The following is a 19,806-nucleotide window of genomic DNA, read 5'->3' on the forward strand; positions in this document are numbered from 1 at the left end:
TTTGCGAACCCATCACTCGAGGAAGATTTCCGATTCGCGTTCATCCGCGTGTTTCGCGGGCAAAATACAGCTATTGGCGGGTCCACCCTTCGTCACCGGCCGACCGGGCCTTCCAGGCGCCGGGAAGGCCCGGGGCCTGTGCCCGGTCGGCGGCCGATGGATCGGAGTTGCGCCTGGAGCCGCGCCCACCCGGCGTCCACCGTTTCCCCCGGACAGGCCTTCCCCGGGTAGATCGCGTAGCCGGCCCGGAAGATCGGGGGCGTCAGGTTCGGCATGACGACGTTCGCCCCGCACTGCAGGCCCCGCTCACGGCCGCGGTCCGGGTCGAGGGCGGCGAGGGCCGTGGTGCTGGGGATGTTGGCCCAGGGGCACGCCAGGCGGGCCAGGGCCAGGGTCTTCAGGGTCATGGCGACGGAATTCGGGACCTGTTCTTCGTGGCGCACGCCCGGCCCGGGCCCGGGAAAGGGGGCTCCCGCCCCCCCCCGCGGGGCCCCCAGCGGCGTGGCCGGGTGGGGGATGAAGGGGCCCGCACCGATCATGTCCAACCCGAGGTCGCGGAAGAGCAGGATGTCCCGCGCCAGGTCGTCGAAGGTCTGCCCCGGGATCCCCACCATCACCCCGCTGCCGGTCTCGTAGCCCAGGGCGCGAAGGGATCGCAGGAGGCCGATGCGGTCGTCCGTCCCGCCCTTGACCGGCGGGTGGATGCGGCGATACAGGTCGGGGTTGGACGTCTCGAAGCGCAGAAGGTACCGGTCGGCCCCGGCCTCCCGCCACAGGGACAGTTCGTCGGGGCCCCGCTCGCCGAGGCTCAGCGTGACGGCCAGTCCCGTGCGGGCCCGGACCTGGCGGATCACCTCCGCCAACCACTCCGCCTCGATCCCGGGGTCCTCGCCCGACTGCATCACGAGGGTGCCGAAACCGAACGACCGGGCCCGGTCGGCGCACTCGAGGATATCCTCCCGACCCAGCCGGTAGCGGGCCAGGGCGACGTTTGGCGCCCTCAAGCCGCAGTAGGCGCAGAGCCGGCGGCAGTGGCTCGAGATCTCGACCAGGCCCCGCAGGTGGACGTCGTCGCCGACCCAGCGCCGGCGGGTCTCGTCCGCTCGTTCCCAGAGTGCGGCGAGCCGTGCCTCGTCCTCCTCCCGCAGCCAGGCGCGGATCTCCTCGAATCCCGGGGAAGGGTCTCCCGAGGGGGTCGTCTTCCCTCCGTTCCCCTCGGGGGGTGGGTTCACGGCCGCGGTGGGTGCGGGGTCCGATTTCAACGCGTCCTCCTGCCCTCATTGTACTTCCGCCAGGGGCGGATGGGAACGGATTTGTGGGACCCTGGGCCCGGGGGGCCTCCCCGGGCCCCCTGTTCTTTCTCCTTTGACGGACCGGGGTTCGCGATTATAATCCCACTCTGAGCCGAAGCCGGACAAGCCGGAAAGGATGTCCTTCACCCAGGCTTCTGAAAGGGAGTGATCGGTCCGATGAGGATGCTCGCCGTCGTGGGAACCCGACCGGAAGCCATCAAGATGGCCCCGGTGATCCTTCGCCTGCGCGAAGAACCGGGGGTGACCTGCCGGGTCCTGGCCACCGCCCAGCACCGGGAGATGCTCGACCAGGTCCTCGACCGGTTCGGCATCGTCCCGGACCACGACCTGGACGTGATGGCGGAAAACCAGACGCCCGCCCGGGTTGCCGCCGCCGTCCTCGAGCGGACGGGGAACGTCCTGGAAGAGGAGAAACCCGACTGGGTGCTGGTGCAGGGCGACACCACCACGGTGGCCGCCGCCGCCCTGGCCGCCTTCTACGGCCGGTGCCGGGTGGGGCACGTGGAAGCCGGCCTCCGCTCCTTCGACCGGTCCCAGCCGTTCCCCGAGGAGATCAACCGGAAGGTGGCCGGGGTGATCGCCGACGTCCACTTCGCACCCACGGCCCGGGCCCGGCAGAACCTGCTCGGGGAGGGGGTCAGCGGCGGCGCCGTCCACGTCACGGGAAACCCCGTGATCGACGCGCTCCGCCTGGCGTCGGACCTGCCGTGGGATGCCGCGGGGACACCCCTGGAGGCGCTGCCCGGCGACCGGAGGCTGGTCCTGGTCACCGCCCACCGGCGGGAGAATTTCGGGCAGCCGCTGGAACGAATCTGCCGGGCGCTCGCCAAGATCGCCGACACGTTCCCCGGTGACGTCCACCTCGTCTACCCGGTCCACCCCAACCCGAGTGTGCGCCGCCCGGTGGAGCGTCTCCTGGGCGCCCACCCCGGCGTCACCCTGACGGGCCCCCTCGACTACCTCGCCCTGGTCCACCTCATGCGGCGCGCCTGCCTGATCCTGACGGATTCCGGCGGCATCCAGGAGGAGGGGCCGGCGCTCGGGAAGCCGGTGCTCGTGCTCCGGGAAGTGACCGAGCGGCCCGAGGCGGTCGAGGCGGGGACGGTGCTCCTGGCGGGCACCGACGACACCCGCATCGTGCACCTCGCGTGCGCGCTGCTGACCGACCCCGTGGCCCGCGCCCGGATGGCCCGCGCCGTGAACCCCTACGGCGACGGCCGGGCCGCCGAGCGGATTCGGGACATCCTGCTGGGCCGTCCCGTGAGGCCTTTCGATCCCGGTGCGCCCGGGGAGGAGTGACATGGCCAGGAAACGGAAATCCCGCAGAACCATCCCGCTGATCTACCTGGGGCCCATCGTGTCCGTGAGCGTCCTCGCGGGCCTTTTCCTGGTGGAGGACGACCTGGGGCTCTCCAACCAGACCATCCTCCTCGTGGTGGGCCTGGGCCTGATCGCCTTCTACCTTTCGATCCTGGTGCGCCGTTACCTGAATTCGATCGCGCGGCAGCTCCGGCAGGAACAGAAGAGCCCCTCCGCCGAGGTCGAGGAGACCCTCCCGGAAGGGTTCGGGAAAATCCCCTCCATCCCCCTCGAGGAACTGAAGCAGCAGATCGCCGACTCCGAACGCCGGAAGCGGTCCGAGCCCAAGTCCCCCTTCACGCCGGAACCGCCCGACGACGACCCCGCGCACTGAAGCCGCGTCCCCCCGGCCCCCCGGATCGGGCCCCGGGGTGGACATTTTCAAAATTTCATTGAATACTCCAACTATCTGTACTATGGTGAAGTCGAGGGGCGCATTCAGCCCGGCGGTGGCGGGCCTTGCGTGAGGATGGGATGCAAAAAAAAGAAAGCAAAAAGGTTACACGCTCGGCTCCGACCGGGGCCCGGAAACCGTACGTTCCTCCCCGCCTCGTGACGTACGCCAGCGAGCAAATCCTGGCCGAGATCGGGATCGCCCAGGCCTGTTCGCCCTTCAACCCGAGCTGCCCCACCGAAAAATCCGGGAAGCGGAAGCCGATCCGGAGGAGATGACGGTTCAACCCGGCACGCGAGCGACGCCGCCGGCCTTTCCCGCGGGAGCGGGGGAGGCCGTTCGCCATTTTTGGGGGGGTCAGTTCAGCGGGCCGATGCGGGGTTGGCGCTTGCGGATGGGGTAGTCCTTTCGGAGGGGGTGCCCCTCGAACTCCTCGTAGAGGAGGATCCGCTTCAGGTTCGGGTGCCCCTTGAAGCGAATCCCGAAGAGGTCCCAGGCTTCCCGCTCGTGCCAATCGGCGGCCTTCCAGAGAGGGGTCAGCGAGTCCACCTCGGGCCGCGCCTCCGGGACCCGCACCTTCACCCGGAGCCGCGCTTTCCGTGCCAGCGCGTAGAAGTGGTAAACGATCTCGAAGCGGGGTTCCTCGTCCGGGTAATCCACCCCCGCCAGGTCCATGAGGACGTTGAAATCCAGCCGGGGGTCCTCCTTCAGGAACCGGGCGACCGCCGCGATCCCCTCGGGGTGGACGCGCACGCACTCCTCGCCCCGCTCCTCGGTGCACTCGACGAAGGCGTCCGGAAACCCTTCGCGGATCAGTTGCCCGGCCAGTCCCATGCTTGCCTCAATACTCCTGTCTCTGGGTTCGGATCTTTTCCTGCAGCTTCATGATGCCGTCCAGGACCGTCTCCGGCCGGGGAGGGCACCCCGGAATGTAGACGTCCACGGGGAGGATGGTGTCGATCCCCTGGACCGTGGCGTAGTTGTCGTAAAAGCCCCCCGTGCAGGTGCACACGCCGAAGGCCACCACCCACCGGGGCTCGGTCATCTGGTCGTAGACCCTCCGGAGGACGGGGGCGATCTTGTGGGAGATGGTCCCCACCACCATGAGCACGTCCGCCTGGCGGGGGGAGAAACGCGGGAGGGCGGCGCCGAACCGGTCGATGTCGTAGTGGGCGCACGACACGGACATGTACTCCATGCCGCAGCAGGCCGTGACGAAGGGGTAGAGGAAGAGGGAGTAGCGCCGCGACCAGGCGACCACCGCGTCCAACCGCGTCGTCACGAAGCCCTCGTCGCCGAAGACGCCCGCCACCGCCTTTCTCAGTCCCATTCCAGCGCCCCCCGCTTCCAGACGTAGGCCAACCCGGCCCCGAGGACCAGCAGGAACACCGCCATGAGCCAGAACACCGGCGCCCCGAGGGCCTTGACGATCACCGCCCAGGGGAAGAGGAACGCGATTTCCACGTCGAAGACCAGGAACAGCAGGCCGGTGACGAAGAACTTCACGGAGACCCGGTGGGCGAGGGGAGCCGGGTCCGCGATGCCGCACTCGAAGGGCTCGTCCTTGACAGGGTGCCGGCGACGGGGGCCCAGCCAGGCGGAGAACGCCAGCATCCCCCCCAGCAGCGCCGCGGTGGCCGCCAGGAACACGAGCATCGAAACCGGGTTGGACGACGGGTCCACGATCCTTCCTCCGTGCTGAACCCCTTTATCGTAGCAGAAAGCGGCGGGAATTGACAGGTCAAATCCTCACAGGTCAAATCCTCGCCGGCCGCAGGGACGCCGTCTCGTCGGCCAGTAGCAGCGCCACGGCGTAGAACTTCCGGAGCGCCGCGCCGAGGTCGGCGTCCAGCAGGCCGTCCTCGAGCAAATCCGCCAGGTACCGGTCCCAGAGGGCGCCGAACCCGGCCACGGGGGAGCCGTTCGGGAACAACAGCCCCCCCAGGTCGTCCACGGCGCAAGGGGTGTCCCCCGCCGCGGCCCGGAATCGGAGGTCCACCGTCTCGGCCGCCTGGAGGACGTCCTTCACCTCGTGCCGGGGCTCGTCGGCGCCCAGGACGTCCCGGAGGAAGCCGTGCAGGGCGTAAGCGTAAAAGAAGCCCTCGGCGGGGAACTCCGCTTCCGGCCACCCCTCCCGGACCGCGTCGAAGAGGGCCCGGATCTCCGGCTGGGCCTTGGCAAACGCTCCCAGGCGGCTGCGGGCCGCGGCGGGGGAAAGGCCGCCGAGCCGCTCGTCAAGCTCCCGCACGTATTCCGGGATCGTCGGGGGCGTTCGGGGGGGATTTTCTTTCATCCGGTTCACCTCCCGCCGAGTATAACCAAGACCGGCCGGTTTAACAACGGCATCCTGCAGGGTTGATAAATAAACCAAAGGGTATAAGATAGGAGAGGAGGGTTCCCGAGGTTCGGAGGGCCGGCCGGAGCCGGCGGATGCGGTCTCCGGTGCGGCCGGGAGGCTCCGGCTGGCTCTTCGGGCCTCCGGGGACGGGGGCCTGTGCCGGGGGAAAAGGCAAGGGCCAAAGGACGAAAGGACCAAAAGGACCAAAAGGACCAAAGGGGCCCAAAGGACAGCGCCGGCGGCCCGAACGGCCTGAATCCGTGTTTATCCGTGTTCATCCGTGTTCATCCGTGGTTAAATCCGGTTGCCGGGTAGGTTCGAGGTGGATTTCCGGTTCGCACCGGTTTGGGGGAGGGAAAAATGAACATCGACGAGGTTCGTGCGCGAATCCGGCCCGAGGGGGAGACCGTGTACCGGATCCCCCGTTTCGGCCCCATGCGGGTGGACGGGCGCTTCTACGCCACCCCGAAACTGCTCCGGTGCCTGAAAACCGACGAGAGCCTCCTGCAGATCGGCAACGTGGCCACCCTGCCCGGCATCGTGGGAGACGCCATGGCCATGCCGGACATCCACTGGGGCTACGGATTCCCCATCGGAGGCGTGGCGGCCTTCGCCGTGGACGACGGCGTCATCAGCCCCGGCGGCGTCGGTTACGACATCAACTGCGGGGTGCGCCTGATGGCCACGCGGCTGACGCGCCCCGAGCTGACCGCCCGTCTGCGGGAACTCGCGGTGGGGATCTTTCGAAACGTACCCGCCGGGGTCGGCTCCAGCCGGAAGGACCTGAAGCTCGGCCCGAGGGACGAGGACCGTGTTCTGGCCGCCGGCGCCGGCTGGGCGATAAAATCGGGCTACGGCGCGAAAGAGGACCTCGAGTGCATCGAGGACGGCGGCCGCTTCCCCGACGCCGACCCCGACGCGGTCTCCGGCAAGGCGAAGGAGCGGGGGCGCTCCCAGCTGGGCACCCTCGGCTCCGGCAACCACTTCATCGAGATCGGATGCGTGGACGAGGTCTTCGACCCGGACGCCGCGAAGGCGATGGGGCTCTTCGAGGGGCAGGTCACGGTGACGGTTCACACGGGTTCGCGCGGGCTCGGCTACCAGGTCTGCGACGACTTCATCGTGGACATGAAAAAAGCCGCCCGGCACTACGGGATCGAACTCCCCGACCCCCAGCTCTGCTGCGCGCCCGTGAACTCGCCCGAAGGGCGGCGCTACCGCGGCGCCATGGCCGCCGCGGGGAACTACGCCTTCGCCAACCGGCAGATCATCGGCCACTACGTCCGGGAAGCCTTCCTGGAGGCGCTCAAGATCACGCCGCGGGCCCTGGGGATGCGGTTGGTCTACGACCTGGCCCACAACATCGCCAAAATCGAGACGCACACGGTGAACGGCGTGGAGACGGAGGTTTGCGTGCACCGCAAGGGCGCCACGCGCTCCTTCGGGCCGGGGCGGCCGGAGCTCTCCCGCCGTTTCCGGGAGCTCGGCCAGCCGGTCATCGTCCCGGGGGACATGGGGACCTGCTCCTACGTCCTGCTGGGGACGGAACGGGCGGTGGAGGAAACCTTCGGCTCCACCTGCCACGGCGCCGGCCGGGTCCTCTCGCGCCACGCCGCCATGAAGGCCGCAAAAGGACGCTCCATCGCCGGGGAGCTGGAGAAGCGGGGGATCCTGGTGATGGCGGCCTCCCGTGGCACCCTGGCGGAGGAGATGCCCGACGCCTACAAGGACGTGGGCGAGGTGGTGGACGCCGTGGTGAAAGCCGGCCTGAACCGCCGCGTGGCCCGCCTCCGTCCCCTGGCCGTGATCAAGGGTTGACGCGGTCGCAAAAAGTCCTACTTTGCCCGCGAATCACGCGAATGAACGCGAATCCGGAATCAATAATCAATAGATATTATTCGTGTTATAAATTCGCGTAAATTCGTGTTATTCGAGGGAAATCCCCCTTTCGCGACTTCTTGCGGGCTCATCAAGGGCTGATCGTCCCTGAAAAACCAGGGGGGGCGGACATCCCGTTCGGATGGCCCGCCCCCCGGTGAACCGGAAAGAAGCGCGTCGAAAGAAGCGGATCAATAATCGACGTTCAGGACCTTGTGACCGTGCTCCTTCGGGGTGGTCCCGACCAGGTAGCCGTCGTGGCCCGGGATCCAGAGTTCCGAAAGGATGAACTTGTCCCCCACCTTGTCGAAGATCACGTGAGCGTCCTTCACCGTCGTGTGCGTCTCCCGGCTGAGGGTTGTCAGGACCGTCACCAGGGCGACGTGATCCCCCTGGTCCTTCACCCTGAACATCCACCCCGACGGTTCCCGAACGAATTCGTACTCGCCGGCGGGCAACTCCGTGTCCTTGACGATGAACGGGAAATCGACGTTCACCTTGAGCAGAGGCGCTTGCCCGAATCCGGAGATTACGCTCAGTGCAAGCAGGAAACCGAGTGTCAGGATCAGTCTTGTTTTCATTTCAAACCTCCTTTATCAGTCGCTGCCCTTGTAGATGCGGGAAACCGGGACCCGATTTTTCACGGATCAACAATTCTGAAAAAAATACCTCCCGGAGAAGAAACACGCCCGGATGGGAACGATGGGTCCGCCGGGTCGTCGACACGGAGGACGTCGAGGTCTTCGTCACCGGCTCGTCGTCGCGCCTGCTGACCCGCGACCTGGCCTCGGCCCTGCGGGGCCGGAGCATCACCCCGGAAATCTTCCCCCTCGGTTTCCGGGAGCGCCTGTCCTCCCTCGGCATCGAAGCGGTGCCCTTCAGCGCCGACAGCAAGAGCCGGATCCGCCACGAACTGGAGAAGACCTGCTCTGGGGAGGGTTCCCGGAAGTCGTCTTGGCCGAAGAGCCGCTGCGGCCACTGATCCTGGGCGAGTACGCCTCCCTGATGATGTACCGGGATGTCGTGGAGCGTTATTCGCTGCGCAACGAGGCCCTGGTCCGCGAGTTGTTGCGGCACGCCTTCCGCAACACGACCTCCCTGCTCAACGTGAGCAAGCTGCACCGCGACTTCACCTCCCGGGGGTTGTCCGTCTCGAAGAACACGTTGTTCGAGTACATCGACTGCCTCGAGGACTCCTTCCTGATCTTCCTCCTGCCACGCCGGGAAGCCTCCCTCCGCAAGCAGGCCGGCAAATCGTGCCTGGCACAGCCCGACCCGGATACACCGGAAATGAACCACGGATGAACACCGATGGACACGGATGATCCGGACACCGGGGAAACAGACAGGATAGCCGGTCTCACTCCATCGCGAAGACGCCAAGACACTTCCCCGCTCGTTTCCCGGCTTTTTACGAACCCGTCAAGAGGTGGTAAAGATTAAGACACGTCGATGGAGCCGCGGAGGATGTCCTCCATCTGGGACTGGGAGTCCTTGTCGGCGCCGCCGCCGCCGAGGGACGAGGCCGCGGTGGGGTCGGCGAGCATGGCCTTGGTGATCTCCATGGCGGAGCGGTCCAGGGCCGCCTGGGCCTTCTCGATGGAGGGGATCTCCGGGTCGATGGCGGCAAGGACCTTCTGGGCGTCCGTGAGCACGTTCTTGACCTCCGTGGCCTTGTCCGGGGTCAGCAGGTAGCCGTACTCCGTGAAGGTCTTCTGGACGTTTTTCAGCAGCCCGTCCAGCCGGTTCATGGCCAGCCGGCGCTCCTTGCGCTCCTGGTCCTTCTGGGAGAAGATCTTGGCCTCCTCCTTCATGCGGAGGATCTCGTCCTGGCTCAGGCCCGACGACGGGGTGACCCGCACTTCCTGGACCTTCCCCGACTTCTGGTCCTTGGCCGACACGTGCAGGATGCCGTTGGAGTCCACCTCGAAGGTCACGTCGATCTGCGGGATCCCGCGGGGGGCGGGGGCGATGCCCACCAGTTCGAACTTGGCCAGGGAGCGGTTGAACTCGGCCAGGTCGCGCTCGCCCTGGAGGACGTTGATCTCGACGGTGGTCTGGCACTCCGCCACGGTGGTGAAGGCCACGGTCTTCTTGAGCGGGATGGTGGAGTTGCGCTCGATGATCTTGTTGAAGAGCCCGCCGTGGGTCTCGACGCCCAGGGAGAGCGGGATGACGTCCAGGAGGACGATGTCCTTGACGTCCCCCTTGAGCACGCCGCCCTGGAGTGCGGCGCCGACGGCCACGACCTCGTCCGGGTTGATCTCGGTGGAGGGGGGCTTCTTGAAGAATTCGCTGACGATGGCCCGGATGCGGGGCATGCGGGTCTGCCCGCCCACCAGGATGACCTTGTCGATGTCGTTGATGTTCAGCCGGGCGTCGTAAAGCGACTTCTCGCAGGGTTCCAGCGTCCGCTCCACGAGGTCCCGGACCATCTCCTCGAGCTGGCTCCGGGTGAGGACCCGGTCGAAGTGCTTGGGCCCGGTCTCGTCGGCGGCGATGAAGGGCAGCGAGAGGCTGGTCTCGGTCACGGTGGACAGCTCGCACTTCGCCTTCTCGGCGGCTTCCTTGAGCCGCTGGAGGGCCAGGATGTCGTTGCGCAGGTCGATCCCCGTGTCGTTCATGAACTCCCGGATGATCCAGTCGGTGATCTTCTGGTCGAAGTCCTCCCCGCCCAGGAAGCTGTCGCCGCAGGTGGAGAGCACCTCGAAGACGCCCTCGTTGATCTCGAGGATGGAGATGTCGAACGTGCCCCCGCCGAGGTCGTAGACGGCGATCTTCTCGTTCTTCCCCTTGCCGAGGCCGTAAGCCAGGGAGGCCGCCGTGGGCTCGTTGATGATGCGCTTGACCTTGAGCCCGGCGATCTCCCCCGCGTCCTTGGTGGCCTGGCGCTGGGAGTCGTCGAAGTAAGCGGGCACCGTGATGATGGTCTCGAGGTCGGAGGAGCCCAGGAACTCCTCCGCGCACGTCTTGAGGTACTGGAGGATCATGGCGGAGATCTCCTGGGGGGAGTAGTTCTTCTCCGCGATCTTCACCCGGATGTCCCCGTTGGCGGACGGGACCAGCTGGTAGGGGAGGTGCTCCCGGGCGTGGGAGACCTCCGGCGAGTCGAACTTCCGGCCGATGAGCCGTTTCACGGCAAAGATGGTGTTCGCGGCGTTGGTGACGGACTGCCGCTTGGCGATCTGCCCCACCAGGCGCTCGTTTTTCTCCGTGAAGGCGACGATGGACGGCGTGGTGCGCCCCCCGAGGTTGTTGGGGATGATCTGTGGGGTGCCGCCTTCCACCACGGCCACGCACGAGTTCGTCGTCCCGAGATCGATGCCGATGACTTTCATGTGTTTTCCAGCTCCTTAACCTGTTTCCCGGATTCTTCGGTCCTCACCCCTTTCTGACCGGTATGCCCACCTTGACCATGGCCGGTCTCAGCAGGACACCCTGGTACAGAAAACCCGCCTTAAGCTCCCGCAGGACCGTCTGCCGCTCGTACTGGTCGGATTCCTCGGCCGCCACGGCCTGATGGTACTCCGGATCGAACGGCACGTTCTCGACAGGCACTCGCTTCAGCCCAATCCTTTCCATTATATCGTAAAACTGCTTGCTAAGCATCACAAAACCGGTGCGGTACCCCTCGGGGTCGGACCCCTCCCGTTCCGCCGAAAGGGCGCCGCGAGCCCAGTCGAAAACGTCGATCACGCCCAGGAGATCGCGCAGCAGTTCGGCCTTGGCGGAAACGGACATTTCCCCCTTCTCCCGCTCGGTCCGCTCCCGGTAGTTCCGGTACTCGAACTGAAGGCGGTCCAGGCGGGACTGGAGCCCCTCGACCTGGTCGCGAAGGAAGCGGATTTCCTCCACAAGCCCGGGGGACGTTTCGGTCAGCGACGCGGAGGGCGTCTCCACCACCGGCTCGATGCCCACCGGCTCCGGGCGGGAGGGGGAAGGCTCGTCGTCAGCGCCTCCGTCCTTCTTGGACTTCTTGATGCTGTCGATGCTCGCCTCGGCCTCCTGGAAAAGGCGCTCTAGATCGGAGCCCAATTGCGGGTTGAACGCCTTCACATTCTGTTCGTTATCTGAGTTCATCGCACGCTCGACGAGAATATTTCAGCACAATTAACCTGTTTATAACACGACCGTGATGTCCTGTCAACCGGGCCTACACACAAACTTCAATCCTTTGGGGCATAGTACCCTTTCCGGTGGCGGACTTTCATCCCCTTGGGCTTGACGGTCACCTTGATCTCGTGAAACTTCCCGTCCCGTTTCGCGTTGGAGGACTTGTAGCTCAGGCTGTACTGGGAGCGGAGTTCCTGGTCAATCTCCCGGAAAGCCAGCCCCACCTCTTCGATCCGGGTGGGGTAGTAGACCTTCCCGCCGGTGGCGGAGGCGAACTTCTCCAGGGTGGAGTCCCCGCCCTCGGCGGCGTTCGCCGTCTGGCCGGTCCGGTTCGTGGAGATGGCGAACACGATGGCCCCCGCGCGCTGTACCATCTCGAGGGTCTCGTCCAGGGGGGTGCGGCTGACCGTGTCCTCGCCGTCCGAAATGATGATGATGGTCTTCCGCCGCTCGCCGACGTCCCACATCAGCTTCTCTTCCGAGACCAGGAAGAGGGCGTCGTAGAGGGAGGTCCCCCCCGCGGCCCGCAGCGTTTTCAACTGGCGCGCGATGAGGTCGGTCTCGTTGGTGAAGTCCTGGACCAGGGTGACGCCCGAATCGAACTCGATGAGGAGCGCCTTGTCCTTCTCGTGAATGTTGGACGCGAGGAAGGCCGAGGCGGCCTCCTGCTCGAACTGCAGCTTCGAGGCCACGGAAGCGCTCGTGTCCACCAGGAGGCAGATGGTCAGGGGCAAATTGCCGTGGGAGTAGAAGTTCTCGAGCTGCTGGACGGCGCCGTCCTCCGTGACCGTGAAATCCGCCGCCTTCAGGTGGGTGACGAACTGCCCCTTCTTGTCCGTGACCGAGCAGAGGATGTTGACCATCTCCACCTTGACGGAGATCTTGTCCCCGCTCGGGATCTGGGCTGGTGAGACGGCGAGCGGGAGGAGCGCCAGCGCGGCCGCGGTCACGATGCCCCGCCAACTTCCAATCGGTGAATTCTTCACGTAAAACCTCTTCACAAAACCGGATCGCGGTCGTATTATATGCTTTTGATCGACAAAGTCAATCCGGGCAGGGCCGGACGCGAGCCGAAAATGAAACGGTCGTCCCCGTCGAGAAACAAAGGAACCGTAAAACCCCGCCCGACCCCGGCCCGGGGGAGCGCGCCGTTCGGCCCGGGGGCCCGCCGGCCGAGGGTCGCCGGCATCATCGCCGTTGCCGGCCTGGCCTGTCTTCTCACCCTCCCGGGAGGAGGCTGCCGAATGGAACCGTCCGCCCCGCCGCCCGAAACGGCCGTCACGCCCTCCCCGTCGTCCGCCCCCGAAGACGCCCCCGCCCCCCCGTCCCCCCGGGCGGACCGCCGGGCGGTCGACGGGTTTTTCCGCGAGGTGGACGCCCTCTCCCCCCGCCCCCCCGGTTCCCCGGCCCTGGCGAAACTCAAGTCCCTCCTGAAACGCCGGCTCACCGGGTTCGGCTACCGCGTGACCGAGGAGCCCTTCCCCGCCTCCACGCCCCGGGGGGTCGCCGCCATGTCCAACGTGGTGGCGGAGAAGCCCGGCGCCCCGGAACGCGTCATCTACCTGGCGGGGCACATCGACACCAAGGAGGGCATCGGGGCCGGGTTCACCGGCGCCAACGACTCGGGCTCCAGCACCGCCGCCCTCCTCGAGATCGCGCGGGTCGTGGCGACGGAGAAGACCACCGCCACCATCCGCTTCCTCTTCCTGGACGGCGAGGAGTCCACGGGCCCCGCCATCACCCCCGTGGACGGGCTCTACGGCAGCCGTTTCCACGCCTCGCGGCTGGCCGTCTCCGGGAAGGCGTCCACGGTGCGGGCCTTCATCCTCCTGGACATGGTGGGCGACACCGACCTCGCCCTGACGCGGGACCTCAACTCCTCCCCCGAGCTGGTCGACCTCTTCGCCCGGTGCGCCCGGGAAACCGGGAACGAGGGCCTCCTGGGCGACCACGTCAACACCCTCATCGACGACCACGTCCCCTTCGCCGAACTGGGCATCCCCGTCATCGATCTCATCGACTTCGAGTACGGTCCCGGCAACGTCTTCTGGCACACCCCCGACGACCACGCCGGGCGCGTCTCCACCGAGAACATGGCCCGGGTGGCGGACTGCGTGCTGTGCATGGTGGGATACCTGGACCGGGAGAAAGGCCGGTAAGCCCCCCGTACGCCGGGCGAGTCGTACGCCGGGCGAGTCGAGCCCGGCGCTAACATCTCCCTTCCTCCTCCCCCCCGCCTGGCGCGCGCCTCGGCTCGGCGCGCGTACCCGTACGCCGGGCGAGCCGTACGCCGGGCGAGCCGTACGCCGGGCGAGCCGAGCCCGGCACTAACATCTCCCCTCCTCCTCCCCCCCGCCTGGCGCGCGCCTCGGCTCGGCGCGCGTACCCTTACGCCGGGCGAGCCGTACGCCGGGCGAGCCGAGCCCGGCGCTGGCATCCCCCCTCCTCCTCCCCCCCGCCTGGCGCGCGCCTCGGCTCGGCGCGCGTACCCTTACGCCGGGCGAGCCGAGCCCGGCGCTGGCATCCCCCCTCCTCCTCCCCCCCGCCTGGCGCGCGCCTCGGCTCGGCGCGCGTACTTGTACGCCGGGTGAAACTTTTCGGGGAAACAAACGAATAACTCTGTTACCCTAAACCGGGGGAGGCAGACCGTGCCGCTCCGGAATCCACTCGGGGAGCGGCACATGAGCGCAGCACGACACTTTCGGACGGCGGTATGGATCATGATGGTGATGGGAATGACGGCGGTGAGCGTCCCGGCCCAGGACGACCCCTTCCAGTGGCTGGAGGACGTCCAGGGCGAAAAGGCCCTGGCGTGGGTCCGGGCACAGAACGAGGTTTCCCTGAAGGAGCTGCAGGCCGTCCCCGGCTACACGGAGGCCTTCGACACCATCCTGAGGATCTCGGACGCCCAGGACCGCATCCCCATGCCGGCCCGTTACGGCAAGTACCTCTACAATTTCTGGAAAGACGCCGAGCACCCCCGGGGCGTCCTGCGCCGCACCACCCTGGAGTCCTTCCGGAAGCGGACCATCGAATGGGAGGTCGTCCTGGACGTCGACGCCCTGGCGAAGCAGGAGAACGAAAACTGGGTGTACAAGGGCGGGAGCTACCTCTACCCCGACTACCGGTTCAGCCTCGTATACCTCTCCCGCGGCGGGGCCGACGCCGTGGTGGTCCGGGAGTTCGACCTGCAGGCCAAGGCCTTCGTCAAGGGCGGGTTTGAACTTCCCGAGGCCAAGAGCAGCGTCGCCTGGATCGACCGCGACACCGTCTTCGTCGGCACGGACTTCGGGCCCGGCAGCCTGACGAGCTCAGGTTACCCGCGGATCGTGAAGATCTGGAAGCGGGGGACCCCCCTGTCCGAGGCGAAGACCGTCCTCGAGGGGAAGCCCGAGTCCATGTCGGTGAGCGGTTATCGGATGTTCAGCCGGCACGGGAACATCGACCTGGTCCAGGAGCGCACCGACTTCTACTCCGGGGACCACTACCTCCTGAAGGACGGGCGTCTGGTCCGGCTGGACCTCCCCCGCGACCTGTCCTTCTCGGGCCTGTTCCACGGCCAGTTCCTGTTCTCCCTGCGCAGCGACTGGGACACCGGCAAAGCCCGTTTCAAGAAAGGGTCCGTCGTCGTCGGGAAGGTTGAAGACGTCGCCGCCGGGCGGAAGAACTTCACCCTCCTGGTCGAACCGGGCCCGCGGGCTTCGGTCGAGGGGGTGGACGCCACCCGGGACCACGTCTACGTCACCCTCCTGGACAACGTGGTGCACCGCCTCACGCAGTACACCCAGGGCCGGGACGGGGCGTGGGCGCCCACCCCGGTGCCCACCGAGGGGTTGGGCAACCTCTCCCTCTTCAACACCGACGAGAAGGACAACGACTACTTCCTCTCCTACCAGGACTTCCTCACGCCTCCCACCCTCTGGCGAGTCTCGGGGAAGACCGGCCGGAAGGAGTTCCTGAAGAGCCTGCCGGCCCGGTTCGACGCCGAGCCTTACCAAGCCCTCCAGCACGAAGCGGTTTCCAAGGACGGGACCCGGGTCCCCTATTTCGTGGTGATGCGCAAGGATGCCGCGCTCAACGGCCAAAACCCCACCCTCCTCGACGCGTACGGCGGGTTCGAAGTCTCCCAGACCCCCTTCTACCTTTCGGCCATGGGGGCGACCTGGCTCGCGAAGGGCGGCGTGTTCGTCCTGGCGAACCTGCGCGGCGGCGGCGAGTTCGGCCCCGCCTGGCACCAGGACGCCATCCTGAAGAACCGCCACAGGGTGTACGAGGACATGATCGCCGTGGCGGAAGACCTCGTGGCCCGCAAGATCACCTCCCCGGCGAAGCTGGCCATCCAGGGCGGCAGCAACGGCGGGCTCCTGGTGGGCGCGGTGAGCATGATGCGGCCCGACCTCTTCAAGGGCGTGGTCTGCATGGTCCCCCTCCTGGACATGAAACGCTACAGCAAGCTCCTCGCCGGGGCCAGCTGGATGGCCGAGTACGGCAACCCCGACGACCCCGACATGTGGGCCTACATGAAGGACTACTCCCCCTATCACATGGCGAGGAAGGACGCGAAGTACCCCCGGATCTTCTTCACCACCTCCACCCGGGACGACCGCGTCCACCCGGGCCACGCCCGCAAGATGGTGGCCCGCCTCGAGGAACTGGGCCACGACTGCCTCTACTGGGAGAACATCGAGGGCGGCCACGGGGGTGCGGCCAACAACCGTCAGGCCGCCACGATGTGGGCGCTGGTCTACGCTTACCTCTACGAGACCCTGGCGGTCGCGGGCAAATGACCCCCGACGTGGGGTCCAGGATTTCCAGTTCGTCTTGGCGAGGAGGACGGCAGGATACCCCGGCATGGAAAGAGGCCAGGGGATTCGGTGCATTCCGGAGGATCAATTTTGACAACAACCCTTGTCACGCCTGCCGGGCAGACCATCACTGACGCCCCCCGGGTCTTTCTGCGGAAACCCGTCCCCGAAGACGGGGATGAATTCCTGGCGATGGTCCTTCGAAGCCAACCCCTCCATTCCCCATGGATGTCTCCGCCCCGAACCCCCGGGGAATTCAACGAGTACCTCAACCAATGCCGAACCGATACCTTCGAGGGATTGCTCGCCTGCCGTCGGGAGGACGGGGCCATCGTCGGGGTGATCAATTTGAGCCAGATCTTCATGAAGGCGTTTCGAAGCGCCTACTCGGGCTATTTCGCCCATGTGGACCACGCCGGTCGAGGGTATATGACCGAGGGGCTCCGGTTGGCCATCGACCACGCCTTCGGCCCACTGGGGCTTCACCGGGTCGAGGCCAACATCCAGCCCGGCAACGAGGCGTCCCGCCGCCTGGTCCGGCGACTGGGCTTCACCCTCGAGGGGTACTCCCCGCGTTACCTGTTCATCGACGGCGCCTGGCGGGACCATGAACGGTGGGCGATCACGTTGGAGGACTGGCCGCCGCCGTCGAATGCGGGCACCGCTCCGTCCGAACTCGGCTGACCCCCTCCCCCGTTCGTACGCGTCGTCCCGACGCGGACACCCCCGTGCCCAAGGCCAGGGGGTCCTGCCCTGCCCCTGAACTGGCTCAAGACCTTCGCCCCCGCGCCGGGACGGCGCGTGCGAACGTGGCGCGTGCGAACGTGGCGCGTGCGAACGTGGCGCGTGCAAACGTGGCGCGTGCAAACGTGGCGCGTGCACACGACGTTCCACAATATTCTCTCAGGCGGGAACCTTTTTTTTCTCCGGCGTGTCAGTGTAGGAAGGGATGCTTCCCTTTCGGAGAAAGCACCGTGACACACCCGACCCACCCCCGCCCCTTCTCCCACCGCGACACCGTTTTCGGCCTTCACGCCGGAGGACGGACGCACCGCCGGTTTTCCCGACGGGCCGGGTTGCCGGCCGTGGTCGCCTTCTGCCTGTTCAGCTTGCCCGGCGGCGCTTTCGGCGCCCTCTTCCCGGCCTCCCGCCTGGACGACCCGGACAACGTCCGGACCTGGCGCGAGCAGATCCGCCGGGCCGTGGAGCAAAGCCGCGGAAACCGGACGCTCCTGGTCATGGTCAAGAAGGCCCGGCGGCTCGACTACTACCGGAACGGGCGGCTGCAGCGCTCCATGTACGCCGACCTGGGGGCCGACCCCGTCACCCGCAAACTCCACTCCGACTTCCGGACCACGCCGGAGGGCCTCTACCGCGTCGCCCGCAAACTCGGGCCCGGGGAGACCAGCTACACCCTGGCCCTCCTCATCGACTACCCCAACGCCGAGGACCGGCAGCGTTACCAGGAAGCGCAGGCCCGGGGGGAGATCCCCCCGGACACCGGGATCGGCGGGAACATCGAGATCCACGGCATGGGCGGTTTCGGCCAGGACTGGACCTGGGGCTGCATGGCCGTGAACGACGAGGAAATCCGCTGGCTCTTCCCCAAGGTGGAGGTGGGCGCCCCCGTCCTCATCGTCGGCAACGACGGACGGACAGACCCGGTCCGATAGCCCCGAACATGCCGGGTACGATGCCGGCGAGCCCTCTCTCCGGAAGAAGCCGGACTGTCCCCGGGGGAACCGGTGTATCTCGGCCGGAATGGAGGGTCCAGCATCTCAACGAAAGACCATGAAATTCTAACTTGACATGTTGAAATTTCATGGTACTAATAACGCATGATCCCTCGTACCGAAATCGTGTCACGAATCCGGGCTGCCCTTGGGAGAAGCCGCGTGGTCGCCCTCCTCGGACCCCGGCAGTGCGGCAAGACCACCCTCGCCCGGTAGTTCCTGGCGGCCGACGCGCCCGGCTACTTCGACCTGGAAGACCCCTCGAGCCTTGCCCGGCTGGACGAACCCATGACCGCTGTGGAGAAACTGGAGGGCCTGGTGGTGATCGACGAAATCCAGCGTCGCCCGGACCTGTTCCCCATTCTCCGGGTTCTGTCAGACCGGGAACCGTTGCGGGCCCGTTTCCTGATCCTGGGGAGCGCTTCCCCATCCCTGCTCAGGCAGTCGTCCGAATCCTTGGCGGGAAGGCTTGAAAGGGTAGTGATCAGCGGAAAACGGGTCGGCATCGAGGTCAAGCGGTCGGACGCCCCCCGGCTGACGCCCTCCATGCGGACGGCCTTGACCGACCTCAAGCTTGACCGACTGATGGTCGTTTATCCCGGAGACCGCCGCTACCCGCTTGCAGACCGGGTGGACGTGATCCCGGCTGATTCTCTGGCCGCCCTTGCCGAGTGAACGGCGCCCCCAAGCGCATCAATCAAGGGGTGGCGAACGTCCGCTTGCGCGCTGAGTTCCGCGGTGATCGGTCTTCAGCCGGACCTGGACCCGAATTGTTCATGGCCTCACGCAGAGACGAAGAGACGCCAAACCTCGCAAAGCAGGCTGTTGGCGTCCCCAGGGTTCTCCGGGTTCTTCGGTGTCCTTTGGGTCCCTTTGGTCCTTTTGGTCCTTTCGTCCCTTTCAGCCGCCCCCGAACGACGAAGCACCGATCCGAAACCAGGGCGGGGGTTCGAAGCCTCACTCCCACACTTCAGATCACCGCCGGTAGGAACGGCCCGATTCCTTGAGGGCCCAGTCCACCTGGCGGAGGATCCCGTGCAGGATGGTGGCCTCCCGCTCGTCCAGGGAAGCGCGCCCGAGGACCCGGCGCAGCACGTAGAGGATGCGCTCGGGGTTGTTGGCGTGGAGGAAGCCGACGTCCAGGAGGACCTCGCGGAGGTGGGCGAAGAGCTTTTCCATGGTTTCCACCCCGGCGGCCCCGCGGCCGCGGCGCGCCGGCGTGCGCGCCTCGAGCCCGCACCGCCGGTAGAGGTGCGAGAAGACGATGGCGGCGGCGTGGGAGAGGTTCAGCGACGGGTTGTGGTGGGAGGCGGGGACGCGGATCACCCACCGGCACAGCTTCAGCTCCCGGTTGGACAGCCCGTGGTCCTCGGGACCGAACAGCAGCCCCACGGGCCCTGTTCGGGCCGCCGCCAGGATCTCCGGGGCGGCCTCCTCCGGTTCCAGCGGCGGGGTGCAGCTGCTCAGGCGGGTCTTCCCGCTGGTCCCGGCCAGGAGGCTGAACCGCGGCAGAACGGCGTCGAGGCGGTCCACCGTCTCGAGCCCGTCCAGGAGGTGCCCGGCGTGGCAGGCCATCCGCCGGGCCTCGGGGTCGACGCCGCACTCCGGGGCCACCAGGACCAGCCGGCCCAGGCCGAAGTTGGTCATGGCCCGGGCCACCGAGCCCAGGTTCGCGCTCCCCTGGACGCCGACACAGATCACGGTGAGGTTGTCGAGCGGAGAGGTCATGGGGAAGCCGGAGTGAACTCAGAATTCAGAATCCAGAATTCAGAATTCAGAATGCCGATTTCAGAATGCAGAAGAAAGGCGGGAATGCCTTCCTGATCGTCAAATTTCCGGCGATGCCCCGCGCCGTGTTCCGCCATGTCCCGTC

At 66.8% G+C, this 19,806-nt stretch carries 20 protein-coding genes and 1 pseudogene; 10 read left to right on the forward strand and 11 right to left on the reverse strand.

Annotated elements, in window-relative coordinates:
- Window positions 1-92 precede the first annotated feature (92 nt).
- On the reverse strand, window positions 93-1,160 hold the full coding sequence (locus tag KA419_08160) for a [FeFe] hydrogenase H-cluster radical SAM maturase HydE (GenBank protein ID MBP7865912.1): 1,068 nt from the start codon (window positions 1,158-1,160) through the stop codon (window positions 93-95).
- A gap of 309 nt (window positions 1,161-1,469) precedes the next feature.
- On the opposite strand from KA419_08160, the gene wecB reads away from it, so the two are divergent.
- Together wecB and KA419_08170 are read left to right on the forward strand one after the other, a co-directional pair.
- Window positions 1,470-2,612 carry a UDP-N-acetylglucosamine 2-epimerase (non-hydrolyzing) gene (wecB, locus tag KA419_08165; GenBank protein ID MBP7865913.1) on the forward strand — a complete coding sequence of 381 codons (1,143 nt, stop codon included), beginning with the start codon at window positions 1,470-1,472 and terminating at the stop codon, window positions 2,610-2,612.
- Between the two features lies 1 nt (window position 2,613).
- Window positions 2,614-3,006: a hypothetical protein gene (locus KA419_08170; GenBank protein MBP7865914.1), complete on the forward strand. Its 393-nt coding sequence runs from the start codon at window positions 2,614-2,616 to the stop codon at window positions 3,004-3,006.
- A 417-nt stretch (window positions 3,007-3,423) separates the two neighbouring features.
- Here the strand turns inward: KA419_08170 and KA419_08175 are convergent, their stop codons facing one another.
- The 4 genes from KA419_08175 to KA419_08190 form a co-directional block, all read right to left on the reverse strand.
- A complete protein-coding gene (locus KA419_08175) occupies window positions 3,424-3,900 on the reverse strand; it encodes an NADH-quinone oxidoreductase subunit C (protein ID MBP7865915.1) in 477 nt (158 codons plus the stop codon).
- 7 nt (window positions 3,901-3,907) lie between these two features.
- Entirely contained in the window at window positions 3,908-4,396 is a 489-nt protein-coding gene (gene nuoB / locus KA419_08180; protein ID MBP7865916.1) for an NADH-quinone oxidoreductase subunit NuoB, read from the reverse strand.
- On the reverse strand, window positions 4,387-4,722 hold the full coding sequence (locus KA419_08185) for an NADH-quinone oxidoreductase subunit A (GenBank protein ID MBP7865917.1): 336 nt from the start codon (window positions 4,720-4,722) through the stop codon (window positions 4,387-4,389). Before KA419_08185 ends, nuoB begins: the two co-directional genes overlap by 10 nt.
- 100 nt (window positions 4,723-4,822) lie before the next feature.
- Window positions 4,823-5,359, reverse strand: a complete 537-nt coding sequence (locus KA419_08190) for a hypothetical protein (protein ID MBP7865918.1) — start codon at window positions 5,357-5,359, stop codon at window positions 4,823-4,825.
- A gap of 405 nt (window positions 5,360-5,764) precedes the next feature.
- Between KA419_08190 and KA419_08195 the strand changes: the two genes are divergently transcribed.
- Window positions 5,765-7,222 (forward strand): RtcB family protein, encoded by a 1,458-nt coding sequence (locus tag KA419_08195; GenBank protein ID MBP7865919.1) that lies wholly within the window; start codon window positions 5,765-5,767, stop codon window positions 7,220-7,222.
- 251 nt (window positions 7,223-7,473) lie between these two features.
- Here KA419_08195 and KA419_08200 read toward each other — a convergent pair whose 3' ends face one another.
- Window positions 7,474-7,863 (reverse strand): hypothetical protein, encoded by a 390-nt coding sequence (locus KA419_08200; protein ID MBP7865920.1) that lies wholly within the window; start codon window positions 7,861-7,863, stop codon window positions 7,474-7,476.
- Here KA419_08200 and KA419_08205 point away from each other — a divergent pair.
- Both KA419_08205 and KA419_08210 read left to right on the forward strand, forming a co-directional pair.
- Complete coding sequence (locus KA419_08205) at window positions 7,854-8,264, forward strand: ATP-binding protein (GenBank protein ID MBP7865921.1); 411 nt, start codon at window positions 7,854-7,856, stop codon at window positions 8,262-8,264. The genes KA419_08200 and KA419_08205 overlap by 10 nt on opposite strands.
- Window positions 8,237-8,587 (forward strand): ATP-binding protein, encoded by a 351-nt coding sequence (locus KA419_08210; protein MBP7865922.1) that lies wholly within the window; start codon window positions 8,237-8,239, stop codon window positions 8,585-8,587. Before KA419_08205 ends, KA419_08210 begins: the two co-directional genes overlap by 28 nt.
- A 134-nt stretch (window positions 8,588-8,721) precedes the next feature.
- Here the strand turns inward: KA419_08210 and dnaK are convergent, their stop codons facing one another.
- The 3 genes from dnaK to KA419_08225 all read right to left on the reverse strand — a co-directional run bounded on the left by dnaK (window position 8,722) and on the right by KA419_08225 (window position 12,381).
- Entirely contained in the window at window positions 8,722-10,620 is a 1,899-nt protein-coding gene (gene dnaK / locus KA419_08215; protein MBP7865923.1) for a molecular chaperone DnaK, read from the reverse strand.
- Window positions 10,621-10,663: 43 nt separating this feature from the next.
- A complete protein-coding gene (locus tag KA419_08220) occupies window positions 10,664-11,362 on the reverse strand; it encodes a nucleotide exchange factor GrpE (GenBank protein ID MBP7865924.1) in 699 nt (232 codons plus the stop codon).
- Between the two features lie 86 nt (window positions 11,363-11,448).
- On the reverse strand, window positions 11,449-12,381 hold the full coding sequence (locus tag KA419_08225; GenBank protein ID MBP7865925.1) for a VWA domain-containing protein: 933 nt from the start codon (window positions 12,379-12,381) through the stop codon (window positions 11,449-11,451).
- Window positions 12,382-12,639: 258 nt separating this feature from the next.
- On the opposite strand from KA419_08225, the gene KA419_08230 reads away from it, so the two are divergent.
- From KA419_08230 to KA419_08250, 5 genes and pseudogenes are all read left to right on the forward strand, one after another.
- Window positions 12,640-13,554 (forward strand): M28 family peptidase, encoded by a 915-nt coding sequence (locus tag KA419_08230; protein MBP7865926.1) that lies wholly within the window; start codon window positions 12,640-12,642, stop codon window positions 13,552-13,554.
- A 561-nt stretch (window positions 13,555-14,115) separates the two neighbouring features.
- Complete coding sequence (locus KA419_08235) at window positions 14,116-16,182, forward strand: S9 family peptidase (protein MBP7865927.1); 2,067 nt, start codon at window positions 14,116-14,118, stop codon at window positions 16,180-16,182.
- A gap of 144 nt (window positions 16,183-16,326) precedes the next feature.
- The gene (locus KA419_08240) at window positions 16,327-16,884 is read left to right on the forward strand and encodes a GNAT family N-acetyltransferase (GenBank protein ID MBP7865928.1); all 558 of its coding nucleotides are present in this window, start codon (window positions 16,327-16,329) and stop codon (window positions 16,882-16,884) included.
- Between the two features lie 290 nt (window positions 16,885-17,174).
- Entirely contained in the window at window positions 17,175-17,873 is a 699-nt protein-coding gene (locus tag KA419_08245; GenBank protein MBP7865929.1) for a L,D-transpeptidase, read from the forward strand.
- Between the two features lie 165 nt (window positions 17,874-18,038).
- Window positions 18,039-18,608, forward strand: a pseudogene (locus KA419_08250) (AAA family ATPase).
- Window positions 18,609-18,908: 300 nt separating this feature from the next.
- Here KA419_08250 and KA419_08255 read toward each other — a convergent pair.
- Both KA419_08255 and KA419_08260 read right to left on the reverse strand, forming a co-directional pair.
- Complete coding sequence (locus tag KA419_08255; protein ID MBP7865930.1) at window positions 18,909-19,661, reverse strand: RNA methyltransferase; 753 nt, start codon at window positions 19,659-19,661, stop codon at window positions 18,909-18,911.
- Window positions 19,658-19,798, reverse strand: coding sequence for a hypothetical protein (locus KA419_08260; protein ID MBP7865931.1), 141 nt, complete (start codon window positions 19,796-19,798; stop codon window positions 19,658-19,660). The genes KA419_08255 and KA419_08260 overlap by 4 nt, the downstream gene beginning before the upstream one ends.
- Window positions 19,799-19,806 lie beyond the last annotated feature (8 nt).

Source organism: Acidobacteriota bacterium (assembly GCA_018001935.1).
GTDB lineage: Bacteria > Acidobacteriota > JAAYUB01 > JAAYUB01 > JAAYUB01 > JAGNHB01.

Coding starts and splice junctions, on each gene's coding strand:
- KA419_08185 (MBP7865917.1), bottom strand. CDS start 4,722: ATGCTCGTGTTCCTGGCGGCCACCGCGGCGCTGCTGGGGGGGATGCTG.
- KA419_08195 (MBP7865919.1), top strand. CDS start 5,765: ATGAACATCGACGAGGTTCGTGCGCGAATCCGGCCCGAGGGGGAGACC.
- KA419_08175 (MBP7865915.1), bottom strand. CDS start 3,900: ATGGGACTGGCCGGGCAACTGATCCGCGAAGGGTTTCCGGACGCCTTC.
- wecB (MBP7865913.1), top strand. CDS start 1,470: ATGAGGATGCTCGCCGTCGTGGGAACCCGACCGGAAGCCATCAAGATG.
- KA419_08255 (MBP7865930.1), bottom strand. CDS start 19,661: ATGACCTCTCCGCTCGACAACCTCACCGTGATCTGTGTCGGCGTCCAG.
- dnaK (MBP7865923.1), bottom strand. CDS start 10,620: ATGAAAGTCATCGGCATCGATCTCGGGACGACGAACTCGTGCGTGGCC.
- KA419_08260 (MBP7865931.1), bottom strand. CDS start 19,798: ATGGCGGAACACGGCGCGGGGCATCGCCGGAAATTTGACGATCAGGAA.
- KA419_08235 (MBP7865927.1), top strand. CDS start 14,116: ATGATGGTGATGGGAATGACGGCGGTGAGCGTCCCGGCCCAGGACGAC.
- KA419_08220 (MBP7865924.1), bottom strand. CDS start 11,362: ATGAACTCAGATAACGAACAGAATGTGAAGGCGTTCAACCCGCAATTG.
- nuoB (MBP7865916.1), bottom strand. CDS start 4,396: ATGGGACTGAGAAAGGCGGTGGCGGGCGTCTTCGGCGACGAGGGCTTC.
- KA419_08230 (MBP7865926.1), top strand. CDS start 12,640: ATGGAACCGTCCGCCCCGCCGCCCGAAACGGCCGTCACGCCCTCCCCG.
- KA419_08200 (MBP7865920.1), bottom strand. CDS start 7,863: ATGAAAACAAGACTGATCCTGACACTCGGTTTCCTGCTTGCACTGAGC.
- KA419_08170 (MBP7865914.1), top strand. CDS start 2,614: ATGGCCAGGAAACGGAAATCCCGCAGAACCATCCCGCTGATCTACCTG.
- KA419_08190 (MBP7865918.1), bottom strand. CDS start 5,359: ATGAAAGAAAATCCCCCCCGAACGCCCCCGACGATCCCGGAATACGTG.